The sequence below is a fragment of the Dyella psychrodurans genome, from assembly GCF_003363265.1.
Lineage (GTDB): Bacteria > Pseudomonadota > Gammaproteobacteria > Xanthomonadales > Rhodanobacteraceae > Dyella_B > Dyella_B psychrodurans.
In genome coordinates this window covers 144,337-160,257 of record NZ_QRBF01000001.1, presented here as the reverse complement: position 1 = coordinate 160,257, position 15,921 = coordinate 144,337, and the positions used below count along the sequence as shown (strand labels likewise).

Below are 15,921 nucleotides of genomic sequence, written 5' to 3'. Positions count from 1 at the left end.
TCGCTGTGGGGGTGCTGGATGTCCGCTGCAGGCGGTGTGCGGAAGGACGCGCACGCGGCATCGGCCCGCTCGTGCGAGCGGGCGGCGATGGGCGATAGCAGGCGTCTTACATCGCGCGGCGGCGCGTTGGGTGCGTGCGAACGTCAGCGGCCACCTGTTCGAGATCGCGCCGATCGTGCGCGCGCTCGGCGGCCAACAAACGGTTGCGGATGCGTTCGAGACAGGGCTGTTCGGCCGGGTACTGGTCCATCAGCACCTCACAAATATCCCGGGGAGTTTGCTCCACCGCGCGCAACGCGCTGTCGTTGTCCGTCGTTCGGATGTCGATCGTGCCCGGGCGCCTGGGGTCCGCGCCGGCGGCCAGCAGCGCGGTGATCACGCCTTCGGCGGGACGAATGGCGGCCAAGGCCGCGTGCAACGGGGTCGGCCCCGAGCCCACACGGGTGTCTTGCTGCGCATCGACCAACTCGGGGTGGCGCTTCAGAAGTGAGCGCAGCAACGCCGCGTTGCCGCTGTGCGCCACCGCGTGCACCGCCGTCCAGCCATTGCGGTCCACGCGTCCAGCCGGGATGTGCTTCAGAAGTTCGCGCACGCCCTGGGTGCGGGCCACTGCGCTGCTCTGCCGCCACGGCAAGGGGCGCGTCCAATCGAAGACGACGACAGCGGTCACCGGGCCGTCGGCAATGGTGGTGCTCATGAGGGCGCCCCTCCACCGCCGGCGGTGAGCCAGGCGGCACGCGCCCGATCGCGCAACGCGCGCCAGTTGGGGAACTGATAACGCACGTCGGCGCGGATGGTGTCGTCGTGCACGTTGAAGGTGCGGGCCACCGAGGCCGCGTCGCGCCCAAGCACGCAGATGAGGTGCGCCGCTTCGGAGGCGCGGTTGAGACGGCGCAGCGTGCAGCGCGAGCGCTTCAGGCGGCACAGATCGTTGGTGATCGCCTGGGGGCTGACGCCGTATTCGGCGGCGAAGTCGGTCACCGTCTTCGTCCGCTTGTGCCAGGGCGTGTCGGCCCATTTCAGCAACGCGGCGCGACGTTCTTTCAAGCGCGCGATCGCGGCGTCCCTCTGCTCGATAGTGTCCCACTTCTTCTGTTGCAGGCCCAGATCCTGGCGGTCGTGCTTGACGGTCTGCGCGTTGGCGGTCGCAAAGCCTTCGGCCTGCAGGATTCCGATCATGGCGCGCGGGGCGACGCCGGCGTGGTGCAGCGCAAGCACGCGTTCCTTGCGGAGGGCGACTTGAGCGGAGGTGGCGCGTTTGGGCGTGGCCATGCGAGAAATCCTCAGGCGGCGATGGTGGAGAGGGGTGCGGCGGCCTGGTTGCCCCAGGTCATCCAGCCGCTGCGCGGGGTGCGCGAGAAGAGTTCGATGCGTCGATCGGTGTCGTAGGCGCGGGTCAACCACTCGCGGATGATCTCGGGCTTGGCGCTGTGCGCACCGCGCTGAGCGATCACCACGGAGGAGATCTGCGGCGCGTGGGATTTCAGGGGGAGTCCGCCGCCGCGCTTGGCGATCAGCAGCACTTCCGAACAGGGCCGGACCGCGCCGTTGCTCATGCACGCCGCGTGGCGGCCCGTGTCGTGAATCTTGTTCCACGTGACCTGGGTCGTGAACTCGAACCCCGCGTCGCGGATGAGATCAATACCGAGCGCGACCTGGCTGTTGGGCGCCCACAAGGCCATGACGGCGTTGTACGAGCAGCACTCCTTGACCGCGCTGCGCGTGAGGGCACGCAGTTGGCTGTCGGGGATCAGCGGATAGTGCTGAGAGGGATCGATGGCCCAATCTTTGGAGGATTCGGGTCCGCGCTCGCCATAGCCCCACGGCGGATCCCAGTAGAGCAGCGCCGCTTTACCGTTCTGGGCGGTGAAGGCGCGCAGGTTGGCGATCGTGGCGTCGATCGGATCGCTTTGAGCGAACCGGCCGTCCGCGGTGATCGTGGCGCCCGCGATAGCGGCTCGGGGTGGTGGTGCGGAGTCAGCGGCGCGACGGGCCATGGCGATGGTCCAGGTGGGAGGCGGTCCCGCAGTGCGGGTCGTCCTCCACCCGACCGGAGGTTGGTTCGCCGGGTGGCCGGCAGGGACGTGTCGTCAGCGCATGGCGATTCGGTGTCAGTGGTTGCGATGCGTGTTGAGTGCCGACAGGGAACCGGAGAGGAGCCGATCAGGCAAGCGGACCGTCCGGGCCCCAGTTCCGGAGATGTGTTGTCGATAACAGTTGGCCTGGGGCGAGCAGGCGCGGGCCCTTGGGCCCCGGTGTGGGTCAGCGGACACCCGTCGCAGGGAACAGGTCGCCAACAAACCGCGTCAGGGATTCGGCGTTGCGCTGCCCTTGGTCTTCGTTGTTGTTGTTGAAGATTCCTTGGACACGATCGGCCCGATCCGCGAGACGGCGGATGGGCTCAGCGAAGGAGCGCAGTTCATCGTCCGAGTAATCGTAGTCAAACCGGTCCGATGCGGCGGTCTGCCCCTTCACGTCCCACGTGGCGGTGTTGCGGCCGTGGAAGCGGACGATCGCCAGTGCGGGGTTGGTGACCTCCCAGATGGGAGGAATCGAGTTGGCAAAGCCCTGGGGCATGTCCAGCACCACATGGGTCAGTTGGTGCTGGCGTTCGAACGCCAGTGTGGCGTCGCGGTGCTCGTCGTCGAACCACGCGGCCAGGCGGAACTCGGTGGATAGGGTGTAGTCGGCCAACCGCTCGCGGCATTCGATGATGTGATCGAAGGCTTTGCGCACCGGGGTCACCCAGGGCGGAAACTGAAAATGAACCGCGACCAGTTTGTTGGCGGCGCGCAGCGGCTGCAGCGCCCGCTCGAACCGCTGCCAGAGCACGTCGCGAATCTCGGGCGGCGTATCCTTGTAGTACAAGTTCTTCTTGGTCGCAAAGTACGGAGCCATGTCCTGCTGCACGTCCTTGGGCAGCGCCACCATGGGTGTTTGGTGGCCCGTGAAGAGTCGAAACGCCTTCACATTGAAGGTGAAGTCATCGGGCGTGCGTTCCGCCCACAGTTGTGAGTTCCGCTCGCTGGGCATCGCGTAATACGAAGAGTCCACCTCCACCATCGGGAAACGGCTGGCGTAGTAACGCAGCCGATCTTCGGCGCTGGAGCAGCCCTTCGGGTAGAAGCGTTTGCACGCGATGAGGGACTTGTCGGTCCAGGAGGCCGTGCCGATCGTGACGCGCCCCATGGCGCCTCCGCTGGGTGGAATCCTGACGCCGATCTTAGCGGACCGGAGCCGCCCCTGCCCCAGCGCTCGGGGCGGGCGCGCAGGATCGGATCCAGCGGCGGACTTCGGCGGCCTTGTTGCGCACGCCCCGCCAGTCGCTGGGGGTCGCGGGCGCCACGAATCGTGTGCGATGGCCGTTGTAGGTGACCTGGGCTTCTATGTGGCCCCGCCCGTTGAGCCGGACGGCATCGACGGTGACGCCGGCGGCTCGGAGCGTTTCGAGGAAGGTGCGTTGCTGCTTGCGAACGGCCATGGCGGACACTCCGGTGGGAACGCCCTCATGGTGATAACGAGAACCGCGGGATCTGGGGTGGGCACGGATCCTCCCCGGCGCCACACGCGGCCCGCACCGCGCCAGGCTGTGCGGTTGGTCACATGCAGCGACCGGCGCGACGCGTGTGCGTCCGAATATGGGTGGAGGCGACCTCGTGGTCGCCCAGCCGGTCGATCTGCGCTTGGGGCCCCTGGGTGCGCTGGGCCCGCTCGGTCGCGGTCTCACTTCGGATGTCGCGCACCGTGGCGTCGGCGCCGGCCGTGCACAAGGCGTCGATCGCGGGACCGTCGTGCCGTTCGGCGGCGGCGTGCAGCGCGGTGGACCCGTCGCGATCCTGCCAGTCGAGGTACGCCTGTCGGTCCTGGTCGTGGATCGCTTCGAGAAGGACTTTGACGGCCGCGCTGTCGGATCCGTGCAACGCGGTCCGGCCCTGATCGTCGGTGGCCCAGGGATCGGCGCCCCGCTCAAGCATCACACGCAGGGCGCTGTCGCGAACACCGATGTTCTGATCGTAATGCAGGGGCATGCGGGCGAGTTGCGCGAGGGGCTCGGCGCCGTCGGGGTCGAGATGCCTGGTGTTGGAGGTGTCGACCACCCCCAGGTATTCCCGCAGGGTGTTGGCGTCGTCCCGCGTGATTTCAGCGCCGTAGGACACCTCCTGATCGAGCCATCCCAGTTCGTTTAGCATCTCGTTGTGATCCTCCCGATCCAAGGGCAGGATCGGTCCGTCCTCGGACAGGGGCGTCACGGCCCGCGGCGGCGGCACGGGGGCCGTGGGAGCCGCGTGTGCCGCATCGGGTGCGGCGTGGGACTCCGGGAAAATGTCGCTGAAGAGATCGGCCACGACGGGCTCCTGGGTGGTTCGAGGTCCACTCAGTCAAGCAGATCAGGGCCGCCCGGCAAGGGGCGTCCTGAGCCCGTCAGGTTTTGCGACTTTTGGGGGCCTTCGCGCTCGGCCCCTTCCGCTGCTGGATTTTGGCAGCGGCCTCCTCGGCCATCACCACGGCCATGCGGGCCATGATGCGTTCGCGGTCCGCTTCGGACATCCCCTTGAAGAAGTCGACCATGTCCTCGGCCTTTTTCATCTCCGCGGCGCTGCGCAGGTTGTTGTGGGCGTCGCGCACGAGGAGACCCAGATGCTCCGCCTGATGGCGGTACCGGTTGAGCATTTCGGGATCGGTCCAGCCGAAGAGTTCCATCATTTGCTGTTCGCTGATGTAGACACTCATCTCCGTGGCCGCGGTGTGACGCAGGTGGTGCGGGGCTGCACGCGGGACACCGATCCGACTGTCCCGGATGGACATCCCCTTGCGCCCGCGCGTGCCGAACACGCTGATAAAGCCCTGATAGACAGTTGTTCCCGCGATATGCGCGCTGGGATCTTGGGGAGCCGGGAACACCCAGCCGGATTTCGGCCATGGACGGATCTGCCCGTTGGCGTCCGTCACCAACGCCCGAAGAGCGGATTCGGCGGCTTCGGGGATGGGCACGACACGTTCCCGGTACACACCGCGCCGGGCCTTGGTGCGTTCCAGGCGCACGGTGGGCACCGCGCCGCGCACCTTGGGCCAAGAGATGTTCTCCCACCGCATTTTGCATGCTTCACCGCGTCGGAGACCGGTCCAACGAATGAACAATAGGCACGCGCGCGTGTGCGGGTGCAGATTCATCTCATTGAGTTGGGTCTCGATCGTCCGCCACTCGCTGGTGGTCAGGGCCCGCGCTGCGGGCTTTCGGCCGTCATCGGAGATGGGAACCTTCAACCACTCCTCGGACGACGCCATGTCGTAGTGGTCGCGGTGGTACACCATGCACGCCATCAGGTTCGTCCGGAATCGGCGCTTGGTGGAGGGCGCTCCCTTGCCTCCCGCCCAGCGGTCCAGCAAAACACGACAATGGGATTTGCCCAGGCGGGACACCTCCGTGTTGAGGACGTCCCGGACCTCCGGGTAAAAGAGCGGACGGTTCTTGTCGAGCATCTTCGCCGCCCGAGGATTGGTCCGGCGGCGCTCCTCCTCCCCTGGGACCACGAAACCGCCCATGCGCATGAGCGTGTCGATCTGCCCCGCGTCGTGCGTGCGTCCATTGTCCGAACGTTCGGCCTGCGCGAAGGGCGCTGGCTTGGCGGGGTCTCCATACAGGTGACCGTGGAGGTCCTCATCGCGATACCGTTCAAGCCACTCCCGAAGGGTGCCTTTGATCGGTCGCTCCTCCGGCTGCGGCAGGTTGAGGTCCCGCCAGTAGACGCGGGAATACTCATTGGCCTGGGCCAGCGCGTTTGAAGGCCACCGCGGGTCATCGTTGGGCAGGCCGGCCGCCCGGCACGCCGCCTCGTCCAGGAATGGGTAGTTAACGAAGTTGACCGTTTTCTTTTTTGTACGGCCGTCCTCAGTCACGTCGATGCGATGGCGGAAACGGTACGCGTTGGGGCGCAGATCAACACCGCGGGCCATCTTGGGAGCAGCCGCAGCCGCCTTTTTCTTGGGGGTGCCTGATGCCATAGTCGACACGTCCTGGTGGTGCGGTGGCCCCACGCCTCCGCGCTGCGAACAGTGTCCCCGATGGTGTCCCCACAAAGCAAGTGCCGTCACCGAATGGCTTATTTCATGGTGTTTCGTAGTAAATATATTTACATTCGGGACGTAGAAGTCGCATGTTCGAATCATGTCACCCCGACCAAATGTTTCTTGGAAAAGCCGGCCCGAAAGCCGGCTTTTTTGTTGCCCGGAGCGCCGATCAGAGGCACGTCGCGAGCTTGCGCATGCTTTCGCGAATCTCGTGCACATTGACGTTGGAATAGCCGAGGATCAAGCCTCCGCGCGGGGGCGCCTTCAAATAGGAAATGGACAACGGCCGCGCCGCAACGCCGATCTTGGCGGAGGCGATGGAGATGCCCACGTCGTCGACGCCAGGCGCGAGCAGCGTGGTGAGCTGCATGCCCGCATCGGTACCGATGGGCTCGAGCTTGCCGCCTGCGTATTTGGCGATGGCTTCCCGCAGCACCGACCGTCGTTCCGAGTAGAGCGCGCGCATGCGCTTGATGTGCCGCGCGAAGTGCCCCTCGCCGATGAAGTCGGTCAGCACCACCTGGTACAGCATGGACGAGAACGTATCGAAGGCGTCGCGCACGCGCGCGAAGGCGGACACGAGGTCCTTCGGAATCACCACGTAACCGATGCGCACCGAAGGAAACATCACCTTGCTGAAGGTCCCGACGTAAATCACGCGATCGTCGGTATCCATGCCCTGCAGGGACGCAATAGGGCGCCCGCCGAAGCGGTATTCGCTGTCGTAGTCGTCCTCGATGATCCACGCTCCGCTGCGTGACGCCCAACTGAGTAACTGCAGTCGCCGCGCGGCGCTCATCGTGCAGCCCAAGGGAAACTGGTGCGACGGCGTTATGTACACAGCCCGTGCATCGCCACAGAGGCGGATGCCTTCGGCCACGTTGAGGCCCTCTTCATCCACGGGCACAGGAATGAGCTCGGCGCCGATGGTCCTGCACGCCTGCCGTGCGCCGGGATAACCGGGGTCCTCGATCCATACCGGCGCCCCCGCTTCCAGCAGCACGTTGGCGCAAATCTGCAGGCCTTGTTGCGAGCCGGTGGTGATCAGGATCTGTTCGGCATCGCAGCGCACGGCGCGCACCGTACCCAGGTACGCGGCGATGGCTTCGCGCAGCGGCGGGTAGCCCATCGGATCGCCGTAGATCATCTGATCGATCGGCGGCTTGCGCGAATGCCGGTTCACCAGCTTCGACCAGGCATTCACCGGAAAATGATCGAGCGCCGGCACGCCCATGCGAAATGCGCCCTGCGTATTGGCCCAGGTTTGCGGCGGCGTCTGGAGCGTATCCACACGCTGGGAGATTCGGCGCGGCGCCTTTTGCGCGACCGTTTGGGGCGACTTGCTCCGGCCTTCCGCGGCCGCGGACTTTATCGCCTGCCCCGGAATCGATTTAGCCACGCATGTTCCCGCCCCGACGAAGGTCTCCAGATAACCCTCCGCGAACAGTTGCTCGTAGGCACTGAGCACCGGCACGCGCGAAATGTTCAGCTCCCTGGCGAGATTGCGCGTGGACGGCACGCGCTGCCCCGCGTGCAGGTGGCCGTCGATGATGGCGCGACGGAACCACTCGGATAGCTGGTCGTACATGGGAACGCCACTATAGGCGTCCAGGGCGATAGGCGGCAGGAAACTGGCGGCGATCCGTTTCATGGCACACACCTGCGAGTGGTTATATCTGATCGTACCAAAGTGGATATTTTTGCGAACCACTCTCGGGCTTAATTTTCCCGCCACGCCATCCCGCGTTACCTGGAAATAAAGCCATGACAACGTTCAGGAAAGCCTGCTTCATCGCCGCCGGCCTGGCTCTGGGCCTTGCCTGCACTCACGCCTTCGCCGCCGATGCCACGCAGCCGGCCGCCTCCGCCTATCGCGACGGTTCGCACGACTTCGACTTCAACATCGGAACCTGGCGGACGCACATCAAAACCCTCCAGCACCCGCTCACCGGCTCGACGAGCTGGCAGGAAATGAACGGCACGGTTGCCGTTCGCAAGATCTGGGGCGGCAAGGCTTCGATGGAAGAAATCGAAGCCGACGGCCCGGACGGCCATTTCGAAGGCATGACGCTGTTTCTCTACAACCCCACGACCCATCAGTGGGGCCAGACCTACGCCGGCAGCAAGGATGGCGTGATGGAAAATACGGCCTTCGGCGAATTCAAGAACGGCCGCGGCGAACTCATTTCGCAAGAGCCCTACCAGGGCCGCACGATTCTGGTTCGCTCGGTGTGGTCGGACATCAAGCCGAATTCACACCACTTCGAGCAATCGTTCTCCGACGACAACGGCAAGACCTGGGAGCCGAACTTCGTCGCCTCTCTCACGCGGATCAGTCCATGACAAGGTGTCGGCCTGCCTGGTTGTTCCTGCTTCTATGCTTGCTGTGCAATGGCGCGCTGGTTCCACGCGCCATCGCGCAAACAGACCCGTCCGTGCCGCCGCCCGTCGCCAACCAGTCGATGAGCGATGCGTGGTGGACGGGCCCCATGCTCGCCAATTCGGCGGAAACGCTGCCGCCCGGCCATTTCCTGTTCGAGCCTTACCTTTACGACATTCGCTCACCGGGTAATGACAGCTTCGGGTCGCGCACTTACATCCTGTACGGATTGGCCGATCGCCTGTCCATCGGCCTCATTCCCGTCTTCGGTTACAACCGGGTCAACAACGGACACAGCAGTGCGAGCATCGGCTTCGGCGATCTCACCTTGCAAGCGCAATACCGCCTCACCGAATTCCAACCAGGCAGCCGGATACCGACGACGGCGATCATGCTGCAGGAAACGCTTCCCACCGGACGTTACGATCAGTTGGGCAGCCGGCCCAGCGACGGTCTTGGCGGTGGCGCGTACACCACGACACTGGCGCTGAATTCGCAGATGTATTTCTGGATGCCGAACGGACGCATTCTGCGTGAGCGCTTCGACATCTCCGGATCGTTCTCGCGTACGGCCAATGTGGAAGGCGTCAGCGTTTATGGCACCGATTCGGGCTTTCGTGGCACGGCCAGACCGGGCAGATCGTTCTCCGCCGACCTGGCCTTCGAATACAGCGTCACGCAACGCTGGGTGTTGGCACTGGACCTGACTTACAGCTACAACAGCAACACCCGCGTAAACGGCGTTGACCTGTTGTCGTCGCCAAACGGCCTGCCCTACGTGCAAAACGTGGCGCTTAGTTCCGGCGCCAGCGAAGCGTACGGCGTGGCACCGGCCATCGAATACAACTGGACACCCCGTATTGGTGTGTTGCTTGGCACTCGCATCATTTTCGGCGGTCACAACACCGTAGGAACGGTAACGCCGGCCATAGCCCTCAATTACGTGTATTGAGTGGTGCGTTCGTTAACCGCAAGACATACAACCGTCGCGCGATTCTGGTAAGAAACGTCTCGTGAGGCACTCTGAAGATCTTTGCATCCAGTCAGGAGATCGTCCCATGAAATTTCGCGGATTATTGGCGGTGGCCGCATTGGTCGCCGCATCGACGTATCTGCCGCTGAAAGCGGCATCCGATGTTCCTTCGTACATCACCGCTGCAGTGGTCGACGCCGCGAGGCCAGCCGACGAAAAGGCGCAGGATGTTCATCGCAAGCCTGGCGAGGTACTCGCCTTTGCCGGCGTCAAGCCGGGCGACAAGGTCGTGGATCTGATGCCGGGTGCTGGTTATTACACGCGCATTTTCAGCAAGATCGTCGGCGCGCAAGGCACGGTGTATGCCGTGCAACCGATCGAAATGGACAAGGTCAACCCCGCCCGCTTGAAGAGCCTTCACAGCTTTGCAGGCACGTCGGACTACCCGAACGTGACGGTGTCCGTACCGCCCACCGCCAATCTAGGCTTACCTAAAGGTGTCGATATCGTGTGGACGTCGCAGAACTATCACGACCTGCACGACCCGTTCATGGGCTCGCCGGACATGGCGCGCATCAACAAGGCGATTTACGACGCACTCAAGCCCGGTGGCATCTACATCGTGCTCGACCACGCGGCCGCTGCGGGAACGGGCGTATCCAAGACGAACGATCTGCATCGCATCGATCCTGCGGCGGTGAAAACGGAAGTCACCGCGGCGGGGTTCCAGTTCGTCGGCGAAAGCGATGTGCTTCGCAATCCCGCTGACGATCACTCACTGGCGATTTTCAATCCGAAGATCAAAGGCGAGACGGACAAGTTCATCTACAAGTTTCGCAAGCCCCTGCAATAAACCCTGACGCGCCTTGGTCCCTCTCCCCGAAAGGGAGAGGGAATCAGGTTTCCGCCAAGGCAAGCGCCGTCAGCGAGTCAAGCTCGTCTTCATCAAACCCCGCCTCCAGACGCGCCGGACGATTGAACGGTCCGCGAAGATTGCGCCCCATGTAATCGCGCAACAGGTCAAGGAATGTTTCGCGCGGTTCAAGCCCATCGCGCTCGCAGCACCAGCGGAACCAGCGCGTGCCGGCGGCTACGTGCGCCACCTCTTCGCGCAGTATGACTTCCAGTATCGCGATCGTACCTTCGTCGCCGACGGCGCGCAGGCGCTCGATCATGCCGGGCGTAACGTCCAACCCCCGCGCTTCAAGTACGCGCGGAACCAGCGCCATGCGTGCGGTATCGTGATGCGCGGTTTTCTCGGCCATTTCCCACAGGCCGTTATGGGCACCGAAATCGCCGTAGAAATGGCCGAGCTCGGCGAGCCGTGTGGACAGCATGGAAAAGTGCCGCGCCTCATCATTCGCGCAACTGACCCAGTCGCGGTAGTAAGCGTCGGGCATGCCGCGAAAACGGTAAACCGCGTCCCATGCGAGATTGATGGCGTTGAATTCGATATGCGCGACAGCGTGTACCAGCGCGGCACGCCCTTCCGGCGAACCCAGGCCGCGATGCGGAACCTGACGCTGGGGAACGAGCTGCGGGCGCTCCGGGCGGCCCGGTGCACCGATGGGAACCGGAGCGGGCGAAGCAGGCTCGGCGCGCAATGCGCCCGACTGGAGTGCGTCCCACGCGGCGTGCGTGAGACGTATTTTCTCTTCAGGATCGCTTGCGTCGAGGCAGCGCTTCGCGGCGGCGTGGAGATCGGTCATGGCGATGATCACGCGCGCCGGTTCGCAAAGCCCTTCTCGCTACGGAGAGGGACGTGCGATTTAGGCGCTGCGACGAGCAGCCTTGGCATCGTCCGAACGCAGCATTTCGATTTGTTGCAAATACTGCTTGTCGAGACCGGTGATGTATTCGCCGGAGAAGCACGACGTGTCGAAATGCTTCAGGTTTTCGTTGCCGTCCTGCACGGCCCAGATCAGGTCCTGCAGATCCTGGTAGATCAACCAGTCGGCGCCGAGCATCTTTTCCACTTCCTTGTTGCTATGCCCCGCGGCAACCAGTTCGGAAGCCGCCGGCATGTCGATGCCGTACACGTTCGGATAACGCACCGGCGGCGCGGCCGAAGCGAAGAACACGTTCCTGGCGCCCGCGTCGCGCGCCATCTGGATGATCTGGCGCGACGTGGTACCGCGCACGATGGAATCGTCCACCAACAGCACGTTCTTCTTGCGGAACTCCAGTTCCACCGGATTGAGCTTGCGGCGCACCGATTTCACGCGCTCGCCCTGCCCCGGCATGATGAAGGTGCGGCCGATGTAGCGATTCTTGACGAAGCCTTCGCGGAACGGCACACCCAGCGCCTCGGCAAGCGCGCTCGCGGCGGTGCGTGCGGTATCGGGAATCGGGATGACCGCATCGATGCCGTGATCCGGGCGCTCGCGCAGAATCTTCTCGGCCAGCTTCTGGCCCATGCGCAGGCGCGCCTTGTACACCGACACGTTCTCGATCATCGAATCGGGACGCGCCAGGTAGACGTATTCGAAAATGCACGGTGCATGCACGGCGCTTTCGGCGCACATGCGGGTATGGAGCTGACCGTCGTCGGTGATGAAGACCGCTTCGCCAGGCGCTACATCGCGCAGGCGCTTGAAGCCGAGAATATCGAGCGCAACCGATTCGGACGTCACCGCGTACTCGCGGCCCTCCGCTGTCACGCGCTCGCCGAGCACCAGCGGACGGATACCGTTCGGATCGCGGAAAGCCAGCAGCCCGTAACCCAGGATCAGCGCAAGGCATGCGTAACCGCCGCGCGCACGCGCGTGAACGCCTGCGACGGCCTTGAAGATGTGGTCGGGCGTCAGCGCCATCCGATCCTGAATCTGCAATTCGTGCGCGAGCACGTTGAGCAGCACTTCGGAGTCGGAGTCGGTGTTGATGTGCCGGCGATCGTCCTGGAACATCTCGCGGCGCAAGGTCTCGGTGTTCACCAGGTTGCCGTTGTGCGCGAAAGCGATGCCGTACGGCGAATTGACGTAGAACGGCTGCGCTTCGGTCGACCCTTCCGATCCCGCCGTGGGATAGCGACAGTGCCCGATGCCGATGCGCCCACGCAGGCGGCTCATCGCCGACTGGTTGAACACGTCGCGCACCAGGCCATTGTCCTTGTGCAGTCGAAGTCGCGCCCCGTCCACGGTCGCGATACCGGCCGCGTCCTGCCCGCGATGCTGCAGGACGGTGAGGCCGTCATAAAGCGCCGATGCCACCTCGGTGGTACCGACAATGCCGATGATTCCGCACATGGTGCTTCTACCCGTTAGTGTTAATGCGTTGTGCCGGCCGCGCTCGAAGCAGCAGCAGGCGAAGTGGAACCGCGCGCCGGCAAACTCGCTGGCAACACGTTATGCAGATCCGGCAGATGGACCGGCAGGTTGCCCGGGTGAAGATGCTCGCGCACATTCGCCGGCATCTCCTGCTCGAGCCACGTTGCCAATCCCTTGAACTGTGGCAGCAGCACCGACTGCTGCCACATCGTTTCGTGCGCGAACGAGGTCAGGTTGACCAGGAACACCACCAGCGTCACCAGCAGCACGCCGCGCGCAAAACCGAAAACCATGCCGAGCAGGCGATCCGTTCCACCCAGCCCCGTGCCATCCACCAGCTTCTGGACCACAAACCGGACCAGCGCTCCAAGAATCAGCACGCCGATAAAGCAGATGCCGTAACCGGCCAGCAGTCGCAGCATCGGGGTTTCGATCGTCCGATCGAAGTGAGCCGATGCCGCCGGGCCGTACGTCCATGCCACCCAGAATGCGACCACCCAGGTGGCCAGCGCCAGCACCTCCGATATGAGGCCGCGCCAGAGCCCCACAAGGACCGAAACGGCCAATATCGCGATGATGATCAGGTCGACCGCGTTCATGTGGCGTCCGGTCAGTCAGGTGGTCAGTTGGCGCTGACGATGTTGCCGTCGAGGCCGAGCTTCGCCTTGATCTCGTCGCGCAGCGTCACCGCGTCGTTCCGCTGGGTCTGCGGACCCGCCCTGACGCGCCACAGCCGCTTGCCGCCCGCGTTCACCGTATCCACGAAACCGTCGAAACCGCTCGCGCGCAATTTGTCGCGCAACGCCAGCGCGTCCGACTGGCTGCCCATCGCCGCCACCTGCACCGCCCATGCGCCCGCCCTGGCAGGACCGGCAACATTGAAGGCTGGCTCATCGCCCTGCGGGGTTATGGCGCCGCTTTCAAGGCGGGCGGGGACTCCCTGAATCGACTGGCTGATCTTCAGCCGCGCCGCTTCGGCGGCCGCACGCGTTTCGAACGGGCCCGCGCTGACCAGGGTCAACGTCTTGCCCGCGCGCTGGATCGTCTCGCCATGCGCCGGATAACCCAGCGCGCGCACGCGCTGCATCAGGCGATTGGCGCCTTCCGGGGCGTAGGCACTGAGATTGACGCCGTAGATACCGCGCGCCGCCGTGGCTGGCGGCAAGGCGGGAACGGCCGGTTGCGACGGTGGCGCAATGGCCGGGCGACTGCCGACGTTGGCCGCGGCAGGCGCTACCGTGGGGATGGCCGGTTGCGCAGGCTGCTGTGGGGTCTGAGTTGGAATAGCCGGAGCGGACGTCGTGCTCGAGGACTGCGGAGTGTTCACCGTGGCCATGCCGTTCGCATTCGGCGCCGCGGTGGTGGCCGGCGCGACCGTGCTGGATGCTGGCGCAGCACCGGACAGGCTCATGGTCTTGGTTTGCAGATCGCGATCGGGCGCAGGAGGAATCGCCAGGCTGACCGATTGATCGGTGCCCGTCGAAGGTGTCTTGCTCGAAAAGAACATCGGCACGAACAGGACCGCCAGTGCAACGAGGACGGCAGCTCCCAAAAGGCGTGTGTTCAAGATGGACTCCAGGCCAACAGCTTGTGCGTGACGCCGCGATTATACCTGTCCCTGCCTCCTGACATGACAGAATCGAACAAGCGGTTCAGCCAGCCACTTGCGCCAGCACCGCCGATGCCACGAAAAACGATCCGAACGCCAGCACGCGTTCGCCATGCCTGGCCGCCGAGCGCGCAGCCACCAGCGCATGACTCACGTCCGCATGCGTGTCGTAGCTCGCGCCGGGCAGCACCTGATGCAGCACGCCCGCCAACACGCTGGCGGGCAGACCGCGCGGCGTGTCCTGGTCCAGGCTGGCCAGATGCCAGTGCGCGATGCGCACACCCAATGCTGTCATCACGCCGCCCACGTCTTTGTCGGAAAGCGCCCCGTAGACGGCGTGGACGCGCACCGGCGGCTGCGCATCGAGCCATTCTGCAAGCGCTCTCGCTGCCTGCGGGTTATGACCGACGTCCACAATCAGCGCCGGATCGCCGCCCAGCCATTGCAGACGCGCGGGTGCGTGCGGCAAATGCATGCCCCCGGCCGACATGCGCGCCAGTTGCGCCGGGTCGAAGATACCCAGCGCGTGAAGCGCGGCGATCGCCGATGATGCATTGGCGTATTGGACCGGCGCCGCAAGCTCGGGATCGGGCAAGGCCAGCGTCGTACCGTCGCGATGCAACCAGCGCCAGCCGTGCGCCTCGCGTTCGACGCGAAAATCGCGCCCTGCCCGCTCGACCTGCGCGCCCTGCTTGTCCAACGCATCCAGCAATCCCTCGGGCGGGTCGAGTTCTCCGACAATCGCAGGCCTGTCCCGGCGTGCAATGCCGGCTTTCTCGCGGCCGATGCTGTCGCGATCCGGGCCCAGCCATTCGACGTGATCCAGATCCACCGTGGTAATCACCACCGCATCGGCATCGATCAGGTTGACGGCATCGAGACGGCCGCCGAGCCCGACTTCAAGCACGGCGACATCGAGATCGGCGCGCGAGAACAGATCGAACGCGGCGAGCGTGCCGAATTCGAAATAAGTCAGCGAGATCTCGCCACGGGCCAGTTCGATGCGCTCGAAGCTTTCCACCAGCGCGGCATCGCCGGCATCGATGCCGGCCATGCGAATGCGCTCGTTGTAACGCATCAAATGCGGCGAGGTATAGCAGCCCACCTGTTGTCCGGCGGCGGCCAGCATGGCTTCCAGGAAGGCGACCGTGGAGCCCTTGCCGTTGGTGCCCCCCACCGTGATCACCTGCCGGGCCACGGAGGGTGCGCCCATGCGTTGCCAGACGGCGCGTACCCGATCCAGACCCAGGTCGACGCCCAGTGCGTGAATGTGCTGCTGGTAATCCAGCCATTCGTCGAGGGTGGTGGGTTTCACGCGGGACTCCGGTTGCAGGCCCGCGCAACATAAGGGCATCAAGCCGTCTGCACAATCTCCTCAGAAGAGGTGCATTCCGGTTGCATGCAGGGCCCAGTACATGCCGAACAACGTCCAGAATGCGCGCTTGAGCGCCTTGCCGGCCAGGAAAGCGACCAGAAGACCAATCAGCACCGGCATGTATTTTTCCAGCGTACTGCGTGTGTCGTTCACAGCGTTCATGGTTCGATCCTCCCGCACCCCATCGGTGCGGGAGAAATCATCTGCCTCAGGCGACCGCGAGCACAGGCACGCGCGTCATCCGTCGTA

At 64.5% G+C, this 15,921-nt stretch carries 17 protein-coding genes; 3 read left to right on the top strand and 14 right to left on the bottom strand.

Features of this window, described 5'->3' with window-relative positions; translation table 11 throughout:
- Positions 1-106 precede the first annotated feature (106 nt).
- From DWU99_RS00740 to pdxR, 8 genes are all read right to left on the bottom strand, one after another.
- Positions 107-697 carry an ankyrin repeat domain-containing protein gene (locus DWU99_RS00740; protein WP_115476085.1) on the bottom strand — a complete coding sequence of 197 codons (591 nt, stop codon included), beginning with the start codon at positions 695-697 and terminating at the stop codon, positions 107-109.
- Positions 694-1,272, bottom strand: a complete 579-nt coding sequence (locus DWU99_RS00735) for a hypothetical protein (RefSeq protein ID WP_115476084.1) — start codon at positions 1,270-1,272, stop codon at positions 694-696. Before DWU99_RS00735 ends, DWU99_RS00740 begins: the two co-directional genes overlap by 4 nt.
- Before the next feature lie 11 nt (positions 1,273-1,283).
- A complete protein-coding gene (locus tag DWU99_RS00730) occupies positions 1,284-1,997 on the bottom strand; it encodes an MT-A70 family methyltransferase (protein ID WP_115476083.1) in 714 nt (237 codons plus the stop codon).
- A 265-nt stretch (positions 1,998-2,262) separates the two neighbouring features.
- Positions 2,263-3,189 carry a DUF72 domain-containing protein gene (locus tag DWU99_RS00725; RefSeq protein ID WP_115476082.1) on the bottom strand — a complete coding sequence of 309 codons (927 nt, stop codon included), beginning with the start codon at positions 3,187-3,189 and terminating at the stop codon, positions 2,263-2,265.
- A 34-nt stretch (positions 3,190-3,223) separates the two neighbouring features.
- Positions 3,224-3,481: a hypothetical protein gene (locus DWU99_RS00720; protein ID WP_115476081.1), complete on the bottom strand. Its 258-nt coding sequence runs from the start codon at positions 3,479-3,481 to the stop codon at positions 3,224-3,226.
- 118 nt (positions 3,482-3,599) lie between these two features.
- Positions 3,600-4,346: an ankyrin repeat domain-containing protein gene (locus tag DWU99_RS00715; RefSeq protein WP_115476080.1), complete on the bottom strand. Its 747-nt coding sequence runs from the start codon at positions 4,344-4,346 to the stop codon at positions 3,600-3,602.
- A gap of 76 nt (positions 4,347-4,422) precedes the next feature.
- Positions 4,423-6,003, bottom strand: coding sequence for a tyrosine-type recombinase/integrase (locus DWU99_RS00710; protein ID WP_158543191.1), 1,581 nt, complete (start codon positions 6,001-6,003; stop codon positions 4,423-4,425).
- A gap of 235 nt (positions 6,004-6,238) precedes the next feature.
- Positions 6,239-7,720, bottom strand: coding sequence for a MocR-like pyridoxine biosynthesis transcription factor PdxR (pdxR, locus tag DWU99_RS00705; RefSeq protein ID WP_115476078.1), 1,482 nt, complete (start codon positions 7,718-7,720; stop codon positions 6,239-6,241).
- A gap of 113 nt (positions 7,721-7,833) precedes the next feature.
- Between pdxR and DWU99_RS00700 the strand changes: the two genes are divergently transcribed.
- The 3 genes from DWU99_RS00700 (at position 7,834) to DWU99_RS00690 (ending at position 10,275) form a co-directional block, all read left to right on the top strand.
- Complete coding sequence (locus DWU99_RS00700; RefSeq protein ID WP_115476077.1) at positions 7,834-8,412, top strand: hypothetical protein; 579 nt, start codon at positions 7,834-7,836, stop codon at positions 8,410-8,412.
- Entirely contained in the window at positions 8,409-9,401 is a 993-nt protein-coding gene (locus DWU99_RS00695; protein WP_115476076.1) for a transporter, read from the top strand. The genes DWU99_RS00700 and DWU99_RS00695 overlap by 4 nt, the downstream gene beginning before the upstream one ends.
- A gap of 106 nt (positions 9,402-9,507) precedes the next feature.
- Entirely contained in the window at positions 9,508-10,275 is a 768-nt protein-coding gene (locus tag DWU99_RS00690) for a class I SAM-dependent methyltransferase (protein WP_115476075.1), read from the top strand.
- 43 nt (positions 10,276-10,318) lie between these two features.
- Here DWU99_RS00690 and DWU99_RS00685 read toward each other — a convergent pair whose 3' ends face one another.
- From DWU99_RS00685 to DWU99_RS21080, 6 genes are all read right to left on the bottom strand, one after another.
- A complete protein-coding gene (locus DWU99_RS00685; RefSeq protein ID WP_115477127.1) occupies positions 10,319-11,131 on the bottom strand; it encodes a ferritin-like domain-containing protein in 813 nt (270 codons plus the stop codon).
- A gap of 60 nt (positions 11,132-11,191) precedes the next feature.
- The gene (gene purF / locus DWU99_RS00680; RefSeq protein ID WP_115476074.1) at positions 11,192-12,667 is read right to left on the bottom strand and encodes an amidophosphoribosyltransferase; all 1,476 of its coding nucleotides are present in this window, start codon (positions 12,665-12,667) and stop codon (positions 11,192-11,194) included.
- Positions 12,668-12,687: 20 nt separating this feature from the next.
- On the bottom strand, positions 12,688-13,287 hold the full coding sequence (locus DWU99_RS00675; protein ID WP_115476073.1) for a CvpA family protein: 600 nt from the start codon (positions 13,285-13,287) through the stop codon (positions 12,688-12,690).
- Positions 13,288-13,310: 23 nt separating this feature from the next.
- Positions 13,311-14,255 carry an SPOR domain-containing protein gene (locus DWU99_RS00670; protein WP_115476072.1) on the bottom strand — a complete coding sequence of 315 codons (945 nt, stop codon included), beginning with the start codon at positions 14,253-14,255 and terminating at the stop codon, positions 13,311-13,313.
- Positions 14,256-14,340: 85 nt separating this feature from the next.
- Positions 14,341-15,612, bottom strand: a complete 1,272-nt coding sequence (gene folC, locus DWU99_RS00665; RefSeq protein WP_233510803.1) for a bifunctional tetrahydrofolate synthase/dihydrofolate synthase — start codon at positions 15,610-15,612, stop codon at positions 14,341-14,343.
- 60 nt (positions 15,613-15,672) lie between these two features.
- Positions 15,673-15,834, bottom strand: coding sequence for a hypothetical protein (locus DWU99_RS21080; RefSeq protein ID WP_199535660.1), 162 nt, complete (start codon positions 15,832-15,834; stop codon positions 15,673-15,675).
- Positions 15,835-15,921 lie beyond the last annotated feature (87 nt).